Raw genomic sequence first — 19,062 nt, forward strand, 5'->3', positions numbered from 1 at the left:
GTCCACAGGCGGGACGGAACGGCGTTGTGCGCGGCCGGAAGCGGCGCGACCGTGGAGTCACAACCCGAGTCCGACCGATCACTGGGGGAGCCATGACCGAAGAACATCCACTCGTCGTCGCCGGAGACGACATCCTGCTCGACGAGATCCTGCGCGTGGCGGCTGCCGCGGGCTGCGAGGTCGAACGAGCGCCGGATCTGGACGCCGCACGCGGGAGATGGGCCCGCGCGCCGCTCGTGGTGCTCGACGAGGAGGCCGCGAGCACACCGAATCGCCTGCTGCGACGGAACAAGGTCCTGCTCGTCTGCAAGGGCGCGCCGACCCCGGTGACGTGGGAGCGTGCCTTCAACACCGGTTCGGAGAAGGTCCTTTCGCTGCCGGACGAGGAAAGCGACCTCATCGGCGAGTTCGCCGACGTCGTCGACGGGCCCGCGCGGGACGACGGCGTCGTCATCGGGGTCATCGGCGGGCGGGGCGGAGCCGGTGCTTCCGTACTGGCGGCCGCCGTCGCGTACCGGGCGGAGAAGTCCGGGAGCGGCGGCCTGCTCGTCGACTGCGACCCGCTCGGCGGCGGGGTCGACGTCCTCCTCGCCGCCGAACGCGATCGCGGGCCGCGCTGGCCGGAGCTCGACCTCGGCGGCAGGGTGTCGATGACCGCGTTGAGCGAAGCCTTGCCGCGAAAGAAATACGCGACCGGCTCACTGTCCTTTGTGTCCTACGGCAGGGAAGGACGCGGCCCCGGGCCGGACGCGATCGAGGGCGTGTTGTGCGCCGGGCGGCGGGCCGGTCGGACGGTCGTCTGCGATCTGCCGAGGTATTTCGGCACCGAAACGTCCGCCGTGATCGGGCTGGCCGATCTGGTCGTGGTCGTCGTCCCCGCGGAACTCCGTGCCTGCGCGGCGGCGAAACAGGTCATCGCCAGGCTCGAACCCCACGCGACACGGATCGGTGTCGCGGTCCGGGGCCCGTCGCCCGCCGGGCTGATCCCGCAAGAGATCGCCGACGCCGTCGGCGTCCCGCTCATCACGTCGATGGGTCGCGAGCGGTCCCTTTCGGCGACCCTCGATCGCGGCGAGTTCCTTCTGAAGCCTCGCGGACACCTGGCGACGGCCGCCACCGAAGTCCTCGCGGCCGCACGCGGAAACCTGGCCGGTGCCTCGCGATGACCGACGATCTGGTCGAGCGGGTCCGGCGGCGGCTGGCCGGATCGGCCGTCCCGGCGGATCCGGTGAGCGTCGCGCGGGCCGTCCGCGCCGAAGCAGGCGGGGCGCTTGGTCAGGACGCCGTCCTCGGCGCGGTCCGGCTGGCGCGTGACGAGTTCGTCGGCGTCGGCCCGCTCGCGCCGCTTCTCGAAAAGCCCGGCGTCACCGACATCCTCGTCACCGCCCCCGATGAGGTCTGGGCCGACATCGGTGAAGGTCCCAAAGAGACAGAAGTTCGCTTCACCGACGAGGAAGCGGTCCGCAGGCTGGCCCAGCGGCTCGCCCTCGCCGGTGGACGGCGGCTGGACGACGCGCAACCGTTCGCCGACTGCTGGCTGCCTGGAGCGGGACCGCGACGCCGGATCAGGATGCACGCGGTCCTCCCGCCGATCGCACCGGCCGGGACTTCCCTTTCGCTCCGCATTCTCCGGCCCGCCAGTCATGATCTCGCCGAACTCCGGTTGCGCGGGGTGTTCGGCACCAGCGGCGCGGATCTGCTCGATTCGGTCATCCAGCGTCGGCTCGCGTTCCTGGTGTCCGGCGGGACAGGGGCCGGCAAGACGACCCTGCTCTCCGCGCTGCTCGGCGCGGTGCCTCCGGGCGAACGCATCGTCTGCGTCGAGGACGCCGGCGAACTGCAACCGGATCATCCGCAGTTCGTCAGCCTGATCGCCCGCCCGGCCAACGTCGAGGGCGCGGGAGAGATCAGTCTTGGTGAGCTGGTGCGGCAGGCGTTGCGCATGCGCCCGGACCGCCTGGTCGTCGGCGAGGTGCGTGGCGCGGAGGTTTGCGCGCTGCTCAACGCGATGAACACCGGGCACGAGGGCGGAGGCTGCACCGTGCACGCCAATTCACCGATGGAGGTCCCGGCCCGGATGGAGGCGCTGGCTTCGCTCGGCGGGCTCAAACGGGACGCCCTGCACAGCCAGCTGGCGGCCGCGGTGCGGGTGGTGCTGCACATGCGCCGCCTGCCGGGCGGGATCCGGCGGCTGGACGAGGTCGGCGTCCTCCGGTCGTTCCGAGGCGAGGCCAAGGTCGTCCCGATCTGGAGCAAGGGCAACTGGATCGGCGACGAGACCCCGTTCGAGGAGATGGCGGCATGAACCCCTGGTTCCTCCTGTCCTGCGGCGCGGGAGTGGCCTGCTGGCCGAGACCCGTGGCGGGCACGCCGTTCGCCTGGCGGCCACCCCGAGCCGTCCGCGCGGCCTGGTGGCCGCTGCCCGCGTTGCTCGTCCTGCCGCTGCTCGGGATCGGCTGGGCGGTGGCGACGCTAGTGGTGACCTTGACCGTCCGTCAGGAGCACCGATGGCGGGCACGGGCGAAGGCGGCGCTGGCCGAAGCAGAACTCACCGCCTCCGTGCTGCGGACGATGATCGGCGAACTCCGGGCGGGTGCCCATCCGGTGGCGGCGATCGAAGCCACCGCGGAGGCGATGCCCGCGGCGTCCGAACGGCTGCGCGGACTCGGCGCGGCCGCCCGGCTCGGTGGTGAAACCGTCGATCCGGACGCGCCACCGGCGCTGGCGAACGCCTGGACCCTCGCGAACCGGTTCGGGCTTCCGATGGCCGACGTGCTCGACGCCGCGCGACGGGATGCCGAGGCGGAGATCGGCTTCCGGCGCCGTCTCAAAGCCAAGATGGCCGGTCCCCGGGCGAGTGCCGCCGTACTCGCCGTCCTCCCGCTGGTGTGCCTGCCGCTCGGCGAGGCGATGGGGGCGAGCCCGGTCGGCGTCCTCACCGGGACGGGTGCCGGTCAGTTCCTGCTCGTCGTCGGCAGCGGGCTGCTCTGGACGGGCACGGCCTGGTGCCGGGCACTCACCGGGCGGGTGGCGCCGTGCTGACCGGAGCGGCGTTGGTCCTGCTGGGCGGTGCCGTCTTCTCGTGGCCGTACGTCGCTGCCCGGACCGTCGCGCGGCCAGGACGTCTCCTCGCCTGGCTCCGGGAACGGTCGTCCCGGGACAAAGGCGTCTCCGAACTCCTCCGGTCCGCCGCCACGCTCGACCTGCTGGCCGCCTGCCTGGCGGGCGGGCTGCCGGTGCCCGTCGCGCTCGAGGCCGTCGTACCGGCCGCTTCACCGAAGACCGCGGCGGCGCTGCGTTCGGTGGCGGCGCACCTCGCCGTGGGTATCGGACCGGCGGAAGCCTGGGCACCGATCCGCGATCGGCCCGGCCTGACCGAACTGTCCGTCGCCGCCGTCCGCACGGCGAGAGCGGGCACCGCGCTCGCGACCCACGCGAAGGACCTCGCGCGAAGACTGCGCGAGTCGCTCTCCGCCGAGGCCGAGGAACGCGCCGAACGGGCCGGAGTGCTGCTCGCGGCACCGATCGGCCTCTGCTTCCTCCCCGCGTTTCTCTGCCTCGGCGTCCTGCCCGTCGTGCTCGGCCTCGCCGGTCGTCTCGGCGGCCCCCTCTAAGAGCCGGACGGCGGAGCTGAAGAGGAAGCACGAACAAGCGACCAAAGCCGTGAACCCGCCCCGGCCGAAGGCCCCGCTATCGCGGTGGCAGGACGCCCTGTCGATCAACGTGACGCCGGAAGACCAGGCAGCGTCCTGCCGACGTCGATCGCGGTCGCGGGTTCACCGACACACAGAACCGAAAGGCGATTCCCCATGTACAAGCTCCCCACCTTCCGCGACGACGACGGCATGGTGACGATCGAATACGCCATCGCCACCTTGGCCGCCGCCGCGCTGGCCGCCGTCCTCTACCTGGTCGTCAGCAGCGAGGCCGTCGTCTCCGGGCTCACCGGGCTCATCGAGCGGGCCTTGTCGGTGAAGTTCTGATGCCCGACCGCGGATCCGTCACGGTGGAGGCCGCGCTCGGTATCGGCGCGCTGACCTTCGTCTCGGCGCTGCTGTTCGCCGGGATCGGGGCCGCTTCCGACCAGCTTCGCTGCACTGACGCGGCTCGTGAGGCGGCCCGGCTCCTCGCCCGCGGCCAGCCCGCCCGCGCCGAACAGGCGGTGCGGGAGATCGCGCCGCCCGGCGCGCGGCTGGACGTCGTCCGCGAAGGCGACACCATCTCCGCCGGCGTCGAGGCCGAACCGGTGGCCGGACTCCTGCCGGGAATCCGGCTGAACTCCCGTGCCTTCGCCATCGCCGAGCCGGGGAGCGGGCCGTGACCGCGGACGATCGCGGCGTCGCGACCGCGTGGACCGCCTCGATCGTCGCCGTCCTGATCGGCGCGGTGGCGTTCGTCTTCTGGCTCGGCGCCGCCGTCACGACCCGGCACCGCGCCGAGGCCGCCGCCGATCTGGCGGCGCTCGCGGCGGCCTCGCACGCGACGGACGGTCCCGGCGTGGCTTGCGAACGGGCACGGCAGGTCGCCGTCCGGATGGCGGTCACGCTGCTGACCTGCCGGTGGGAGCGCGGCGATGCCCTGGTAGAGGTGCGATCGGAGCCGTCAGGACACCTGGCCACCATCGGACAGGCCGAGGCACGCGCCAGGGCCGGTCCGGTCGACCGGCCACCGTGACAGGCGTCGCACGATGAACGGTCGCCGGGCGGTGACCGGCCGGTAGTACGCGTGAGTAACCGCTGGGCGCGGGCAGCGGTCGTTGACGCACGGCGAGCGGTCGAAACCATGATCAGCGCTCCGCCGAACGGTCGTCCGCTGCTCACCGTGAGCGCCGTCACGAGGGCCGGAAGCCCAGGTCGGCTGCGACGAACGGCCCAGGCCCGGTCGGAGACGCCGGTTAACCGGACGTCCGGCGTTCGGTCCGTCCGGTCGCACTACCGCGCGTTCATCGCTGCGTAACCGCCGGTTGTCGCGTGAGGTCTTCTCCCGATGTGCAACTTGCCGTTTATTGAGATGTGCACCACTTCGAAAAGTTCGCCGAGGCCGGTGCGACAGAGACAGACACAGGACAGAGTTGACCTGAGGCAGGGACAGTAATGTTGGACGCGAATTGGCCGGACAGCTGGCGGGGCGCCTTCCGCATCGAAATGCGTGCGGAGGCGATCGGTCTCGCCTGGCGTGGCTGGCCGGTGCTCCCGGGTGCCGAGCCCGCGGCGCTCACCGCCGAAGGTGACGACCTCACCTGGCGGCGTCCCGTCCCGGCCCAGGACAACTGGCGCGAACTGACCGAGACCCACCCGCACGAGGTCGCCACCTGGTTCGGCGACGAAACGCACAGCCTGCTCGTAGCCACCGGCACCGTGCTGGACGCCATCGAGGTCGACGACGAGCTGGGCAAGGCCGCGGCCCGTCTGCTGCGCGCCACCGGTCACCCGGCGCCGATCGTCGCGATGCCGAACGGCCGCTGGCTGTTCCTCACCACCGTCGCCACGAGCATCCCGCGGGAACTGGCCGACGAGGCTTCGATCCAGTGGCACGGCGCGAACGACTACATCCCGCTGCCCCCGTCGCCGTTCCAGCACGGTGTCGTGCACTGGCGGGTCAAGCCCGAGGTCTGGGGCTGGCAGCTGCCCGAGGCCACCGAGGTGCACGACGTGCTCGTCCGTGCGCTGGCCGGTGACAAGGCCGCCACCCCCGTGGCGACCCTGAGCACCGCCGCCTGATCAACCCACAATTTCAAGCCAACAGGTGGCCGGACCGGGACCCGTGCTGACGCAACGCCCCGAGCACGGTGTCCAGAACAGCCACCGCCCCCGCCTTGTCCAGCGGATCGTTGCCGTTCCCGCACTTCGGCGACTGGACGCAGGACGGGCAGCCGGCCGGGCACTCGCAGGAAACGATCGCCTCCCGCGTTGCGGCCAGCCAAGGGACAATTGCGGCAAACCCGCGATCGGCGAATCCCGCACCCCCGGGATGGCCATCGTGCACGAACACCGTCGCCTCCCCGGTGTCTTCGTGCCACGCGGTCGACACCCCGCCGATGTCCCAGCGGTCGCACGTAGCGAACAGCGGTAGCAGGCCGATCGCCGCGTGCTCGGCGGCATGCAGGGCACCGGGGACGCGCGCCGGATCCAATCCGGCGCCCGTCCCCGGTGCTCCGCCAAGTTCCCCGGTCCCCACCCTGGAGCCTCCGGTCCCCACCGGCTCCAGAACCCCGGCCCCCGGCCGATGGCCCCCGGTCCCCGCCACGCCATCGGACAGGCCGAGCAGCTCCGCCGAGATCGTGTACCAGACGGCGCGGGTGTGCAGGCTCTGCTCCGGCAGGTCGAGCGGGGTCTGATCCAGCACCTCACCCGACGGGCGTCTCCGCAAGTAGCCGACCACTTGCGAACTCACCGACACCTCGCCGAGGTTCACCGTGATCCCGCCGTGCGTCCTGGTCTCCTCGGTGCGCAGCACGCTGATGTCGACGATCTCGCGCGGTGACGTGCTCCAGTCCGGATCCTCCGCGTGTACCAGGGCGAGCCCGGTCTCCAGATCCAGTTCGTCGACCACATAGGACGAACCCTGGTGCAGGTACACCGCGCCGGGATGCACCGCGTAGCAGGCGGAACCCGGGTCGACCGTGCCCAGCATCCGGCCGGAATCGGCTTCCACCACGGCGATCTGCTCGCCGCCGGAACCGCGGATGCCGACCTCGGAATGCGGCCGGTCGCGCGAAGTCCAGTACCAGCCGCTCGTGCGGCGCCGGATGATCTTCTCCTTGACCAGATCGGCGAGTACGGCACGCGCCGAGTCACCGCCGAAGGCCGCGACCTCCGGTTCGGTCAACGGGAGTTCGGCGATGGCGCAGGCCAGTTGCGGCCCCAGCACATACGGATTCGACGGGTCGAGGACGGCGGCCTCCACCGGCCGGTCCAGGATCGCGGCCGGATGGTGCACGAGATAGGTGTCCAGCGGATCGTCACGGGCCACGAACACGACAAGTGCCGCGTCACCCGCTCGCCCGGCCCGGCCTGCCTGCTGCCAGAACGACGCGAGCGTCCCCGGGTAACCGGCCAGCACCACCGCGTCCAGCCCGGCGATGTCGACGCCGAGTTCGAGCGCGTTCGTCGTCGCGACGCCGAGCAGCCGCCCGGAGAGCAACGCCGCTTCGAGGGCACGCCGCTCCTCCGGCAGGTACCCGGAGCGATACGCGGCGACGGAATCCGCCAAGGAACTGTCCACTTCGGACAGAATCCGCCTGGCGCCGAGCGCGGTCAGCTCCGCTCCTCGCCGCGACCGGACGAACGCCAGCGAGCGGGCGCCCTCGATGACCAGTTCGGCGAGGATCCGGGAAGCCTCGGCGCCTGCCGAGCGCCGCACCGGTGCCCCGTTCTCGCCCGAAAGTTCCGACAGCAGCGGGGGTTCCCACAACGCGACCGTGCGGGCGCCGCGCGGCGAGCCGTCCTCGGTGACCGGGACACAGTCCTGTCCGGAGAGCTTCGCGGCGAACGCCGCCGGATCCGCCGTGGTCGCGGACGCGAGGACGAAGACCGGCGAGGCGCCGTAGTACGCCGCGACCCTTCGCAGCCTGCGCATCAGCAGCGCCACATGGGAACCGAAGACACCGCGGTAGCTGTGGCATTCGTCGACGACGACGAACGAGAGCCGCCGGAAGAACCGTGACCAGCGCGCGTGCGACGAGAGGATCCCCCGGTGCAGCATGTCCGGGTTCGTGAACACCCAGTTCGCGTGCGCGCGGACCCAGTCCCGCTCTTCCAGCGGGGTGTCGCCGTCGAACGACGCCGCCCGTGCCTTCTTGATGTCCAAAGAAGACACGGCGCGCAACTGATCGGCGCCGAGTGCCTTGGTCGGGGACAGGTACAGCGCCGTGGCCCGCTCGTCTTCGACCAGTGCCGAGAGCACCGGCAACTGGTACGCGAGCGACTTGCCCGACGCGGTGCCGGTGGAGATCACGACGTGCTTGCCGTCGCGGGCCAGCGACGCGGCTTCCGCCTGATGCCGCCACGGCGCCTTGACGCCGTTCGCCCTCAGCGCCTCGACGACCGGAGCCGCCGCCCACTCCGGCCAATCCACCGAATCCGCCGGGCGTGACGGCAGTTCGGCCACATGGGTGACCGGGTACAGCGAAGCCGGGATTCCCGCCGTCGCGCGGTCGAGAAGCCGCCGACCCTTACCGGATTCCGCCGTGCCGTCCACCCTCGGAAGCTTTGCACAGCGCACCGACAGAAACGGACCGCCGCCGGACGGAACGAGCACTGGAACGGGCCGCCGATGATCGATACAGTGACCAGTCTCACAAGATTACGGAACGTGCGGTGGCGGGGACGCCTTGCCGCCCTCCATCCCACTACCAATACACTCCCGCAATCCACACCGTCTGTGGCGAGCGTCATGTGAGACGTGCCTTGCAGTGCGACTAGCGTGACGTTCGGCTCAGATCCCATGTCAACGCACGAGCCGCCGGATCCATCGGCGGATCGTCGTTGGCCAACGGCGACGTCTCCAGGAGGACGAATGTCCCGGCAGTTCCTCGCGGAGGGCGAACTCACGCTCTCCGGAGGTGGTTACACCATCGTCGGTGTGATCGCCGTGGTCGCCCTTGCCGCACTGGTCATCGGCTACGTTCTGATGAAGGAGGTCTTGGCCGCGGGCCAGGGCACCTCCAAGATGCAGGACATCGCGAAGGCAGTGCAGGAAGGCGCGGCTGCCTATCTCAAACGGCAGCGCAACACTCTCGCGATCTTCGGTGCGATCGTTTTCGTGCTGCTGTTCGCTTTGCCGGCCGAAGACTGGAACGAGAAGATCGGCAGGTCCCTCTTCTTCCTGGTCGGCGCGGGGTTCTCCTTCGCGATCGGCTACCTCGGCATGTGGCTGGCGACGCAGGCGAACCTGCGTGTCGCGGCCGCTTCGCGTGAGCCCGGCGGTCGCGAAAAGGCGATGCGACTGGCGTTCCGCACCGGTGGCGTCGTCGGCATGATCACCGTCGGTCTCGGCCTCTTCGGCGCCGCGGTGGTCGTCCTGGTCTACACCGGACAGGCCCCGAAGGTGTTGGAGGGCTTCGGTTTCGGTGCCGCGCTGATCGCGATGTTCATGCGTGTCGGCGGCGGTATCTTCACGAAGGCCGCCGACGTCGGCGCCGACCTGGTCGGCAAGGTCGAGCAGGGCATCCCCGAAGACGACCCGCGTAACGCGGCCACCATCGCCGACAACGTCGGTGACAACGTGGGCGACTGCGCCGGGATGGCGGCGGACCTCTTCGAGTCGTACGCGGTCATGCTCGTCGCGGCGCTGATCCTGGGTAGCACCGCCTTCGGCGTGCACGGCCTGATCTTCCCGCTCATCGTTCCCGCCATCGGCGTGATCACCGCGGTCATCGGTGTCTACATCACCAAGGCCAAGGCGGGCGAAGGCGGTCTGGTCACGATCAACCGCTCGTTCTACATCTCCGCGGGGATTTCCGCGGTGCTCTCGACGATCGCGGCGTTCGTCTACCTGCCCGGTTCGTTCTCCGAGTTCGGACAGGCCTTCGCCGGCAAGTCCGGCAACCCGGCGCTGATCGCGACCCTCTCGGTGATCATCGGCATCGTGCTCGCCGCGATCATCCTCAAGCTCACCGGCTACTACACCGGCACCGAGTACAAGCCGGTCAAGGAGGTCGGCAAGTCCTCGGAAACCGGTGCGGCGACGGTGATCCTGGCCGGTATCTCGGTCGGTTTCGAATCCGCCGTGTACACCGCGCTGGTCATCGGCGCGGCCGTTTTCGGCGCCTTCCTGGTCGGTGGCGGCGTCGCGCTGTTCGCCGTGGCGCTGGCCGGTACCGGTCTGCTGACCACCGTCGGTGTCATCGTCGCGATGGACACCTTCGGCCCGATTTCGGACAACGCGCAGGGCATCGCCGAGATGTCGGGTGACGTCGACGAGGACGCCGCGCAGATCCTCACCGAGCTCGACGCGGTCGGCAACACCACCAAGGCCATCACCAAGGGCATCGCGATCGCCACGGCGGTCCTCGCGGCGACGGCGCTGTTCGGGTCCTATCAGGACGCGATCACCAAGGCGATCGGCGACGGCAAGGAATTCGTCGCGAACATCGTCGGCCCGGAGACGCTCGTCGGTGTGATCATCGGCGCGGCGGTCGTGTTCCTGTTCTCCGGTCTCGCGGTCAACGCGGTGTCCCGTGCCGCCGGCGCGGTCGTCTACGAAGTGCGCCGCCAGTTCCGCGACATCCCGGGGATCATGGAGGGCACCACGCGGCCCGAGTACGGCCGTGTCGTCGACATCGTCACGCGCGACTCGCTGCGTGAGCTGACCACTCCCGGTCTGCTCGCGGTCTTCGCCCCGATCGCGGTCGGTTTCGGTCTCGGCACCGGCGCGCTCGCCGGTTACCTTGGCGGTGCGATCGCGACCGGCACCCTGATGGCGATCTTCCTCGCCAACTCCGGTGGTGCCTGGGACAACGCGAAGAAGCTCGTGGAGGACGGAAGCCACGGCGGCAAGGGTTCGGACGCGCACGAGGCAACCATCATCGGTGACACCGTGGGTGACCCGTTCAAGGACACCGCCGGTCCGGCGATCAACCCGCTGATCAAGGTGATGAACCTGGTGTCGGTGCTGATCGCCCCGGCGGTCGTGCAGTTCTCGATCGGCCCGGACGCCAACGTCGGCATCCGGATCGGGATCTCGCTGGTCGCCGTCGCGATCATCGTCGCCGCGATCGTCGTCTCGAAGCGCCGCGAGTCGGTCCTTTCCGACACGCCCGCGCAAGCGAAGGCGTAACGCCGAAAGTCCAGTTCCGCCGGGCCCGCCACGATTTCCGTGGCGGGCCCGGCGGCTTTCCGGCGCAGGCTAATCTCTGCGCGTCACGCCGATCCGATCCGGGGGAGTCCCTGCCATGAGGCGTTCGATCGTCCTGTTCGCCGCCGTTCTCCTGCTGGCGGGCTGCGGTGGCGCCGAGCAGGCGGCCACCCCTTCTCCTTCTTCTCCCGCTCCCGCCGCCGGGGGTTCGTGGATGGACGGTTTCTGCGGTTCGCTGATCGACTTCGCCAAGATCGGTGACTTCACGATGCCCGACTTCGAGCAGGACGACGTCGCCGGCGCGCGGCGGGTGATGGACGAGGCGTTCGGGGTGTTCGCGCCCGGTTTCGACAACGCGGTCACGGGCCTGAGGAAGCTCGGCCAGGCACCGAGCGCGGAAGCGGACGCGGCACGCAAGAGCATCGTCGACGCGCTGACGCCGATCCGGGACGAGGTGCTCGCCGCGAAGGCCGCGCTGGACGCCGCGCCGAAGGACGACAAGAGGGCCGTGGCGGCCGCCGCGGCCGCTTTCCGGCAGATCGGCTCCGACATCAACGACATGTCCGACCCGTTCCAGCAGCTGGAAACGAACGCGTCGTTGAAAGCGCTGGCCGCACAGGCGCCGAACTGCAAGAAGCTGCCTTCCTGACCTTCTTGCCGCCACGTTGATTTGCATTGCCCACCGGTATCGGTACCGTCGGGGGCCAATCGGGAAGTCGTCAGGTCGGGAGGTGTTTTCGTGCGGCCGCGGTTCACCGTCCTTGCCGCGCTAGCAACAGGTATCGGGCTCGGCCTCGCCGGGTGCGGGCAGCAGCCCGCGGTGACTTCCCACGCCAGACAAGAAGGTCTCGCGACGGTCAGCGCGTCGGAGGCCGACCCCGCCTCCGCTTGGGCGGAGGGATACTGCGGCGCGGCGGGCGGACTCGTCCGGACGCTGGCGACGTTGCCCAGCGTCGATCCGAGCTCGCCGCAGCAGGCTTCGCGTACGTCCAGCGAGCTGATGGCCTCGGTGGTCCGAGGGCTGGACCGCACCACCGCCGCCCTCGAGGACCTCGGCCCGGCCCCGGTCGCCGGCGGCGACACCTCGCGAACGGCCGCCGTCGTCCAGCTAGAGGGCATCCGCGCCCGTGCCGACGACGTCCGCCACCGTCTCGACTCCTCAACGGACCCCGAAGCCACGAAAACCGCGCTTCGCGACGCGAGGACGTCGCTCGACGAACTAGACCGCCTCGACCTTCTCAGGGGCCTTAACGACGTCCCTCAGCTCGCCGCGGCGAGCAGCCGGCTCGCGATTTGCCAGGAATTGGTCAAACAACCTCGCTGAGTCACCGCCTCATCACTGGCCATGACTCGAACTTGTGTTCTATTCTGTGCGGGTGGACGGGACGATCTCGCTCTTCTCGGCGGAGGCGAGCGGGCCAGGGCTCGCCGACCTCGCCGGGGTGCTGTGCGGGCCCGGGTGGATGACGGGTTTCGGGCGAACGGCCGCGCGGCTGTCCGCCGTGGTCGACGAGCCGTGGCGGGCGGGTGCCCTCGCCAGGGAATGCCGTCGGCGCGGCGCCGAGGCACAGGTCTCGGCCGCCGAATGCGGGCGGCCGCTGGTGAGAACGCCGTTCCGGGTCGACCTGCTGCCGCTGGAGCGGGGCTGGAGCCGTGGTGAAGAAAAGAAGGTCCTGCCGGACGGGTTCCGGCTCGACGGTGCGATGTTGAGGATGTGGGCGCTGGCGGCGGGCAGTCCCCAAGGCAACGGCTACCTGCTCGCGCTCGACCCGGAAGCGCCGGAGACGCACGAGCGGCTGATCGCTGCGCTGGCCCAGCTGGGCGTGCCGGCGAAGGCGCAGCGTGGCGAGGAGGCGTTGTTGCGGGTCACCGGGCGGAGGCGGCTCGCGCATGTGCTGGAGCTGATCGGAGACGCGCCCGCCGGGGCGGAGCCCGCTTGGCCGAGTCTGGTGCCCGTGGTCCGCGCCGGTTGATCCTCACGTGAACGCTATGAACGGTCCGTTCCTTGCAAAATTTGCAAGGAACGGACCGTTCATAGCACTAGGTCAGGGTTTCGGAGCCCGGCAGTTCGGGTTCGACAGGTCCAGTTCACTGCGCGAAAGACAGGAGGTCAGCTGATAGGTCTGCTCCCCGTAGTTGATGCCCTTCCGCACGGTCACGTTCCCGGCGGCGTCGACCTCGCACGGGTTGTTCATCGTGCACCGCTGGCCGCTTTCGTTGCCGGTGTTGTTGACGCCGACGACCTTCCCGGTAGAGGTCTCGATGATCGGCGACCCCGAGGTCCCGCCGATCGTCTTGCACGCCGGGGTGTACCTGATCGCGTCCTTCCAAACCCAGTCCGCCTCGTGCAGCTCGTGGACGAAGCCGTCGATGTTGCAGGAGTAGATCTTCTTCCAATATCCCGACACCACGTCCATCGCGACGCCCGCCGCCGGACGAGTCGGCGAAAGTGTCAGCGGGGCGATACCGTAAGTCGCCTTGATCTTGGCGTAGCTGGTGTTGAGCTGGTAGAGCGAGACGTCGGTGTCGGTCATCGTCGCGTAGAGCAGCTTCTTCGCCTTGAGGGTGCCCAGCGACGAACGGCCGTCCTTGGACAGCAGGCTGAAGGTCCTCGACGACGGCTGATTGACGATTACTTCTCCGGGGTCCGGGAAACCTTCTTGCAGGCAATGCCCGTTGGAAAGGACGAGGGCGGGGTCGTCGAGGCTCGCCTCGGGCGGTTTGACCACCGACCCGGAGCAGTTCGACAACGCCACGGTTCCGGCGAAAGTGGTCGTGGCCGCTTCGGCCTGTGCGGTCCCGACCAGCGCGGACGCGGTCAGCATGGCGAACAGTGTGCCGAGGAGTCGTCGGGTCACGTGAAGTCCTTTCGGGTCGGCGTGGACATCAAGTGAAGCGTTGGCGGGAGTGAGCCACCACCGTCGAACGGAGGGTGTTCACCCCATCACGCGGGCCCCCGGGCCGACGTGTCGGACATCACGTGCTAGGTGTTGAAAGGAAACATCGACGAGGTCAGCGGCGATGCGCTGGACACACGATCGGCGGCGTGTTGCACCACCTAGCCGTGGTCCGGGCGGTGCGAGCGTGCACACTGACGGGTCGAGAGGCGGCGCGAAGGCGCCGAAGATGAGCGGAGAGCAGGACAGCGTGGCAGGAGCACGGACGAAGAAGACCTCGGCGTCGGACGACGGCGCGGGCCGTCGTCGGCTGGTGATCGTCGAGTCGCCGACCAAGGCCCGCAAGATCGCCCCGTACCTCGGCGCGAACTATGTCGTGGAGTCCTCCGTCGGACACATCCGTGACCTTCCCCGCGGCGCGGCCGACGTGCCCGCCCAGTACAAGGGCGAGTCGTGGGCACGGCTGGGTGTCGACGTCGACAACGACTTCAAGGCGCTGTACGTCGTCACGCCGGACAAGAAGTCCAAGGTCACCGAGCTGAAGAGCCTGCTGAAGGACGTCGACGAGCTCTATCTCGCCACGGACCCCGACCGCGAGGGCGAGGCCATCGCGTGGCATCTGCTGGAGACCCTCAAGCCGAAGGTCCCGGTCCGCCGGATGGTCTTCCACGAGGTCACCGAGCAGGCGATCCGCGCCGCGGCCGACAGCACCCGTGAGCTCGACGCCGACCTCGTCGACGCGCAGGAGACCCGCCGCATCCTGGACCGGCTCTACGGCTACGAGGTCTCGCCCGTGCTGTGGAAGAAGGTCATGCCGAAGCTTTCGGCGGGCCGTGTGCAGTCCGTGGCGACCAGGATCGTGGTCGAGCGGGAACGTGAGCGCATGCGCTTCACGTCGGCGTCGTACTGGGACATCTCGGCGACGATGGACGCCGGAGCCGACGCCTCCCCGCGCAACTTCCCGGCCAGGATGATCGCCGTCGACGGCGCGCGTCTTGCCACCGGCCGCGACTTCGGCTCGGACGGGCAGCTCAAGGCTTCGAACAACGAGATCCGCGTGCTGGCCGAGGCCGACGCGGTCCGGCTGGCCGAGGCGCTGAAGAACCGTGACTTCAAGGTCGCGAGCGTCGAGGAGAAGCCGTACACGCGGAAGCCGTACGCGCCCTTCATGACCTCGACCCTGCAGCAGGAGGCGGGCCGCAAGCTGCGGTTCACCTCCGAGCGCACCATGCGGATCGCGCAGAAGCTGTACGAGAACGGTTACATCACTTATATGCGTACCGACTCCACGACGCTGTCGGAGTCGGCGATCTCGGCGGCGCGCAGCCAGGCGACGCAGCTGTACGGCAAGGAATACGTCTCGCCGTCGCCGCGCCAGTACACCCGCAAGGTGAAGAACGCGCAGGAAGCCCACGAGGCGATCCGTCCCTCTGGCGAGGTCTTCCGCACGCCGGGCCAGGTCGCGAAGGATCTGGACACCGACGAGTACCGCCTGTACGAGATGATTTGGCAGCGCACGATCGCGTCGCAGATGGCGGACGCGAAGGGCACCACGATGTCGGTGCGCATCGTCGGCACCGCCACCAGCGGCGAAGAGGTCACGTTCGCCTCGTCGGGCCGCACGATCACCTTCGCCGGGTTCCTCAAGGCGTACGTCGAGGCCGTCGACACCGAGAGCGGTGGCGAGGCGGACGACAAGCAGAGCCGTCTCCCGCAGCTCGCCAAGGACCAGGCGCTGACCGCGACCGACCTGAGCCCGGACGGGCACACCACGTCGCCGCCGGCGCGCTACTCGGAGCCGAGCCTGGTCAGCAAGCTCGAAGAGCTGGGCATCGGCCGCCCGTCGACGTACGCGTCGATCATCAAGACCATCCAGGACCGCGGCTACGTGTGGAAGAAGGGTTCCGCGCTGGTGCCCTCCTGGGTCGCGTTCGCCGTGATCGGCCTGATGGAGCGGCATTTCGAGCGGCTGGTCGACTACGACTTCACCGCCGGCATGGAGGACGAACTCGACCGCATCGCCGCCGGTGACGAGCACCGCACGCAGTGGCTGTCGAAGTTCTACTTCGGCGGCGACATGGGCGTCGACGGGTCCGTCGGCCGCCTCGGCGGGCTGAAGAAGCTGGTCGGCTCCGGCGTCGAGGACATCGACGCCCGCGAGATCAACTCGATCCCGCTGTTCAGCGACCCCGACGGTCACACCGTCGTCGTGCGCGTCGGCCGCTACGGCCCGTACCTCGAGCGCGAGGTCGACGGCACGTCGCAGCGGGCGAACCTGCCCGAGGACCTGCCGCCGGACGAGCTGACCCTGGAACTCGCCGAGAAGCTGTTCGCGACGCCGCAGGAAGGCCGCGTACTCGGCACGGACCCGGTCAGCGGACACGAGATCGTGGCGAAGGAAGGCCGCTTCGGCCCGTACGTCACCGAGCTCCTGCCCGAGCCGGAGCCGCTGCCCGAAGGCGCGACAGCCGCGCAGAAGAAGGCCGCGAAGGCGAAGCAGCCGAAGCCGCGGACGGGCTCGCTGTTCAAGTCGATGTCGATCGAGACGATGACCCTCGAAGACGCGCTGAAGCTGCTCTCGCTGCCGCGCGTGGTCGGCAAGGACCCGGAATCCGGTGACGAGATCACCGCGCAGAACGGGCGCTACGGGCCGTACCTGAAGAAGGGCACGGACTCGCGTTCGCTCACGACCGAGGACCAGCTGTTCTCGATCACGCTCGAAGAGGCGCTGAAGATCTACTCGGAGCCGAAGCAGCGTGGCCGGTCTGCGACCGCGAAGCCGCCGCTCAAGGAACTGGGCGACGACCCGGTGTCGGGTAAGCCGATGGTGGTCAAGGACGGCCGCTTCGGTCCGTACGTGACCGACGGCGAGTACAACGCGACCCTGCGGAAGTCGGACAGCATCGAGGAGCTGACCGCCGAGCGCGGCGCCGAACTGCTGGCGGAGAAGCGCGCGAAGGGCCCCGCGCCCAAGCGCAAGGCTCCGGCGCGGAAGCCGGCGGCGTCGAAGACGGCGGCCTCCAAGACGACCACGGCCAAGAAGACCACCGCGACCAAGTCGACGGCGGCGAAGTCGACTACGGCGAAGAAGCCTTCGGCGCGCTCGACGGCCACGAAGACGAAGTAGCTCCCTTTAGCGCGCTATGAACGGTCCGTTACTTGCAAAATTTGCAAGTAACGGACCGTTCATTGCACGCGGGGACGGGTGGTCAGGAGCGAAGGCCCGCCCAGAAGCCGCACCGGTGATCGGCGTCGTGCGCGACCGGACGGATCGCGTCCGGCGCGAGCGAAAGCACCAGCCCGGAGGGGTCCCACCGGGGTGATCCGGCCGCGTTCGGATCACCCGTGCGCATGAAGGTGGTCCAGTACGCGATCATCTGCTCCGAAAGGCGTTTCTGCGCCGGATCCAGCGACTGTTCGACCCCGCTGAGCTCGAAGAGATAGACCAGGTCGAGGGCGTGGGCCGCGCCGTGCGGCACGGTGGGCACGTCGTTGCCGTTGACGTTGGGCGCGTTCTTGTCGTCGAACTCGTAGGCGTGCACGGACGTCCGCCGGGACAGCAGCCGGTTCCCCTCCGCCGTCGGGCAGGCCCATGACCGGTCCGTGGTGACCGTCGCCCAGGCCAGGGCGGGCGAAAGGTAGTCCCGCGACGGGTATTCGGCCGCGGCCTCGTCCGCGTGCTCGCCGAACGTCTTGCGCAGGAACTCCTGATAGCGCTCCTCGGTGATCGGCTTGAGCTTCTCGACACCGGCGATGAACGCGCGCATTTCGTCGTGGGTGCCGCCAGAAAGCACCGGTACCCGGTGAAAAGCGCCTTGTCGCACGGCTTTCGCGGGATCGTTCGGCAGCAACGGCGTGTGATAGGTCAGGTGATTGCTGAAGGACTGGTTGTCCTTCAGCAGAGCCGCGGCCGGGAGCCGACGCAGGCAGCCGATGGTGTCCGGACCCGTGCAGCCGTGGGTCGCGGCCATCGCCGCACCGTCGGCTTCGGTCTTGGAGAGCGGCGAATACGGCGTTTGTGCTTCTTGATTCGGGATCAGGCCCCCGCGCGGCCAGTCCAGCAGGCAAGAGCCGGACATGATCGCGGCCTTGTCGAACAGCCCGGCCGCGGCGGGCGAGGTGAGCAGCGCGCAGGTGCTCATCCCTCCCGAGGACTGCCCGGCCAGTGTCACGTTCCGCGGGTCGCCGCCGAACGCGGAGATGTTCCGCTGGGTCCAGCGCAGCGCCGAAAGCTGGTCCATGAGCCCGAAATCACCGGAACCCTGGAGGCCGGGAAGACCGAAGTAACCGAAGACGCCGAGCCGGTAGTTCGTCGTCACCACGACGACGTCGCCCTGGTCCGCCAGGCGTCGCGCGCCGTAGAGGCTTCCCGCGTCCATGGTGTAACCGCCGCCGTGCAGCCAGACCAGCACCGGTAGCCGACGGCTGCCCGCGTCACGCGGCACGGTGACGTTCAGGAAGAGGCAGTCCTCGGCGCTGCCCGGCAGGTACTGGGTGCAGGCGGCCCCTGGTTTCGTCGCATCGGCGACGCCCTTCCAGGGTTCGGGCGGTCGTGGAGGCTTCCATCGATCCTCACCGACGGGTGGTGCGGCGAACCTGATCCCGCTGAACGTCCGGGTCGGTCCGGAGTCCATCCCGCGGACCGGGCCGGCGTCGGTGCGCACGACCAGCGGATCCGCGGGGGAGACGATCGTGAGAAGGCCGGTGACGATGGCTAGCAGGAGATGCATGACAGGTCCTTTCAGTAGTCCGCGAGACGGCGCCACAGCCCCACGCGGCGGAAATAGCGGTGTTGCAGAACCTGCACGGCGACGAACGTGACGCCGTACAGCGCGGTGCCGAGGGCGGGAACGGCGTCCACCGGCAGCGTGTACGCCAGCAGGACCCGCCCGGCGGCGTCGGCGAGCAGGCCGGCGCCCCACAGGACGGTCGCGACCCGCCACGCACGCCGGAACCACGCGTGCCGCGGCCACAGCTCGTCCCATTCGGCCGCGCGCAGGGTGTCCGAGAAGCGGCTCTTCGCGACCATCGAGCGGGCCATGCCGAACACGAGCGGCCTGGCGAACAGCAACGAGACCAGGAAACCGGCGCCGATCGCCCCGGTCACCCAACCCGCCTTCGCCAGCATGAACCGGGGACTGCCGGTGACGAACGAGGCGGCGGCGCTGATCGCGAAGATCGTCAGGACGAAGATCGCGAGCGTGTCGATCTTCCGCCACCGGATCGCCCGGTAGAGGACGAAGAGAACGGTCGGCAGGGCGCAGAGGGCGAGCGCGAACAGCGCGCTGACGCCGAAGCCGCGAAGCACGTAGTAGCCCACGACGGGCACGACGACCTCGAGCAGGACCACACCCCACTGCCTGAGCAC

Annotated in this window: 17 protein-coding genes; 13 read left to right on the plus strand and 4 right to left on the minus strand. The window is 69.5% G+C overall.

The annotated features are described in order from the left end of the window. Nucleotides 1–92 precede the first annotated feature (92 nt). From ssd to DMH03_RS07340, 8 genes are all read left to right on the plus strand, one after another. Entirely contained in the window at nt 93–1,166 is a 1,074-nt protein-coding gene (gene ssd / locus DMH03_RS07305) for a septum site-determining protein Ssd (protein ID WP_125791159.1), read from the plus strand. Further along, nucleotides 1,163–2,305 (plus strand): TadA family conjugal transfer-associated ATPase, encoded by a 1,143-nt coding sequence (locus DMH03_RS07310; protein WP_125791160.1) that lies wholly within the window; start codon nt 1,163–1,165, stop codon nt 2,303–2,305. Before ssd ends, DMH03_RS07310 begins: the two co-directional genes overlap by 4 nt. Beyond that, nucleotides 2,302–3,042: a type II secretion system F family protein gene (locus DMH03_RS07315; RefSeq protein ID WP_125791161.1), complete on the plus strand. Its 741-nt coding sequence runs from the start codon at nt 2,302–2,304 to the stop codon at nt 3,040–3,042. Before DMH03_RS07310 ends, DMH03_RS07315 begins: the two co-directional genes overlap by 4 nt. Further along, nucleotides 3,036–3,614, plus strand: a complete 579-nt coding sequence (locus DMH03_RS07320; protein ID WP_125791162.1) for a type II secretion system F family protein — start codon at nt 3,036–3,038, stop codon at nt 3,612–3,614. The genes DMH03_RS07315 and DMH03_RS07320 overlap by 7 nt, the downstream gene beginning before the upstream one ends. A 195-nt stretch (nt 3,615–3,809) precedes the next feature. Next, on the plus strand, nt 3,810–3,983 hold the full coding sequence (locus DMH03_RS07325; protein ID WP_125791163.1) for a DUF4244 domain-containing protein: 174 nt from the start codon (nt 3,810–3,812) through the stop codon (nt 3,981–3,983). Beyond that, nucleotides 3,983–4,321 carry a TadE family type IV pilus minor pilin gene (locus DMH03_RS07330; protein WP_125791164.1) on the plus strand — a complete coding sequence of 113 codons (339 nt, stop codon included), beginning with the start codon at nt 3,983–3,985 and terminating at the stop codon, nt 4,319–4,321. The genes DMH03_RS07325 and DMH03_RS07330 overlap by 1 nt, the downstream gene beginning before the upstream one ends. Beyond that, on the plus strand, nt 4,318–4,674 hold the full coding sequence (locus DMH03_RS07335; RefSeq protein ID WP_125791165.1) for an Rv3654c family TadE-like protein: 357 nt from the start codon (nt 4,318–4,320) through the stop codon (nt 4,672–4,674). The genes DMH03_RS07330 and DMH03_RS07335 overlap by 4 nt, the downstream gene beginning before the upstream one ends. Before the next feature lie 419 nt (nt 4,675–5,093). Continuing rightward, on the plus strand, nt 5,094–5,720 hold the full coding sequence (locus DMH03_RS07340; RefSeq protein ID WP_125791166.1) for a bifunctional DNA primase/polymerase: 627 nt from the start codon (nt 5,094–5,096) through the stop codon (nt 5,718–5,720). 13 nt (nt 5,721–5,733) lie between these two features. Here DMH03_RS07340 and DMH03_RS07345 read toward each other — a convergent pair whose 3' ends face one another. Continuing rightward, the gene (locus tag DMH03_RS07345; protein WP_125791167.1) at nt 5,734–8,199 is read right to left on the minus strand and encodes a DEAD/DEAH box helicase; all 2,466 of its coding nucleotides are present in this window, start codon (nt 8,197–8,199) and stop codon (nt 5,734–5,736) included. 318 nt (nt 8,200–8,517) lie between these two features. On the opposite strand from DMH03_RS07345, the gene DMH03_RS07350 reads away from it, so the two are divergent. From DMH03_RS07350 to DMH03_RS07365, 4 genes are all read left to right on the plus strand, one after another. Then, nucleotides 8,518–10,779 (plus strand): sodium-translocating pyrophosphatase, encoded by a 2,262-nt coding sequence (locus DMH03_RS07350; protein ID WP_125791168.1) that lies wholly within the window; start codon nt 8,518–8,520, stop codon nt 10,777–10,779. Nucleotides 10,780–10,894: 115 nt separating this feature from the next. Then, a complete protein-coding gene (locus tag DMH03_RS07355; RefSeq protein WP_233611306.1) occupies nt 10,895–11,446 on the plus strand; it encodes a hypothetical protein in 552 nt (183 codons plus the stop codon). A gap of 90 nt (nt 11,447–11,536) precedes the next feature. Beyond that, entirely contained in the window at nt 11,537–12,121 is a 585-nt protein-coding gene (locus DMH03_RS07360) for a hypothetical protein (RefSeq protein ID WP_125791169.1), read from the plus strand. A gap of 34 nt (nt 12,122–12,155) precedes the next feature. Beyond that, on the plus strand, nt 12,156–12,770 hold the full coding sequence (locus DMH03_RS07365; protein ID WP_125791170.1) for a hypothetical protein: 615 nt from the start codon (nt 12,156–12,158) through the stop codon (nt 12,768–12,770). A 72-nt stretch (nt 12,771–12,842) separates the two neighbouring features. Here the strand turns inward: DMH03_RS07365 and DMH03_RS07370 are convergent, their stop codons facing one another. Continuing rightward, on the minus strand, nt 12,843–13,655 hold the full coding sequence (locus DMH03_RS07370; protein WP_125791171.1) for a serine protease: 813 nt from the start codon (nt 13,653–13,655) through the stop codon (nt 12,843–12,845). Between the two features lie 268 nt (nt 13,656–13,923). On the opposite strand from DMH03_RS07370, the gene topA reads away from it, so the two are divergent. Beyond that, the gene (gene topA, locus DMH03_RS07375) at nt 13,924–16,821 is read left to right on the plus strand and encodes a type I DNA topoisomerase (RefSeq protein ID WP_199748698.1); all 2,898 of its coding nucleotides are present in this window, start codon (nt 13,924–13,926) and stop codon (nt 16,819–16,821) included. Between the two features lie 82 nt (nt 16,822–16,903). Here the strand turns inward: topA and DMH03_RS07380 are convergent, their stop codons facing one another. Both DMH03_RS07380 and DMH03_RS07385 read right to left on the minus strand, forming a co-directional pair. Next, nucleotides 16,904–18,424 carry a carboxylesterase/lipase family protein gene (locus tag DMH03_RS07380; protein ID WP_125791172.1) on the minus strand — a complete coding sequence of 507 codons (1,521 nt, stop codon included), beginning with the start codon at nt 18,422–18,424 and terminating at the stop codon, nt 16,904–16,906. Between the two features lie 11 nt (nt 18,425–18,435). Then, nucleotides 18,436–19,062 (minus strand): VC0807 family protein, encoded by a 627-nt coding sequence (locus DMH03_RS07385; protein WP_125791173.1) that lies wholly within the window; start codon nt 19,060–19,062, stop codon nt 18,436–18,438.

This window comes from Amycolatopsis sp. WAC 01376 (genome assembly GCF_003947415.1).
Classification (GTDB): Bacteria; Actinomycetota; Actinomycetes; order Mycobacteriales; family Pseudonocardiaceae; genus Amycolatopsis.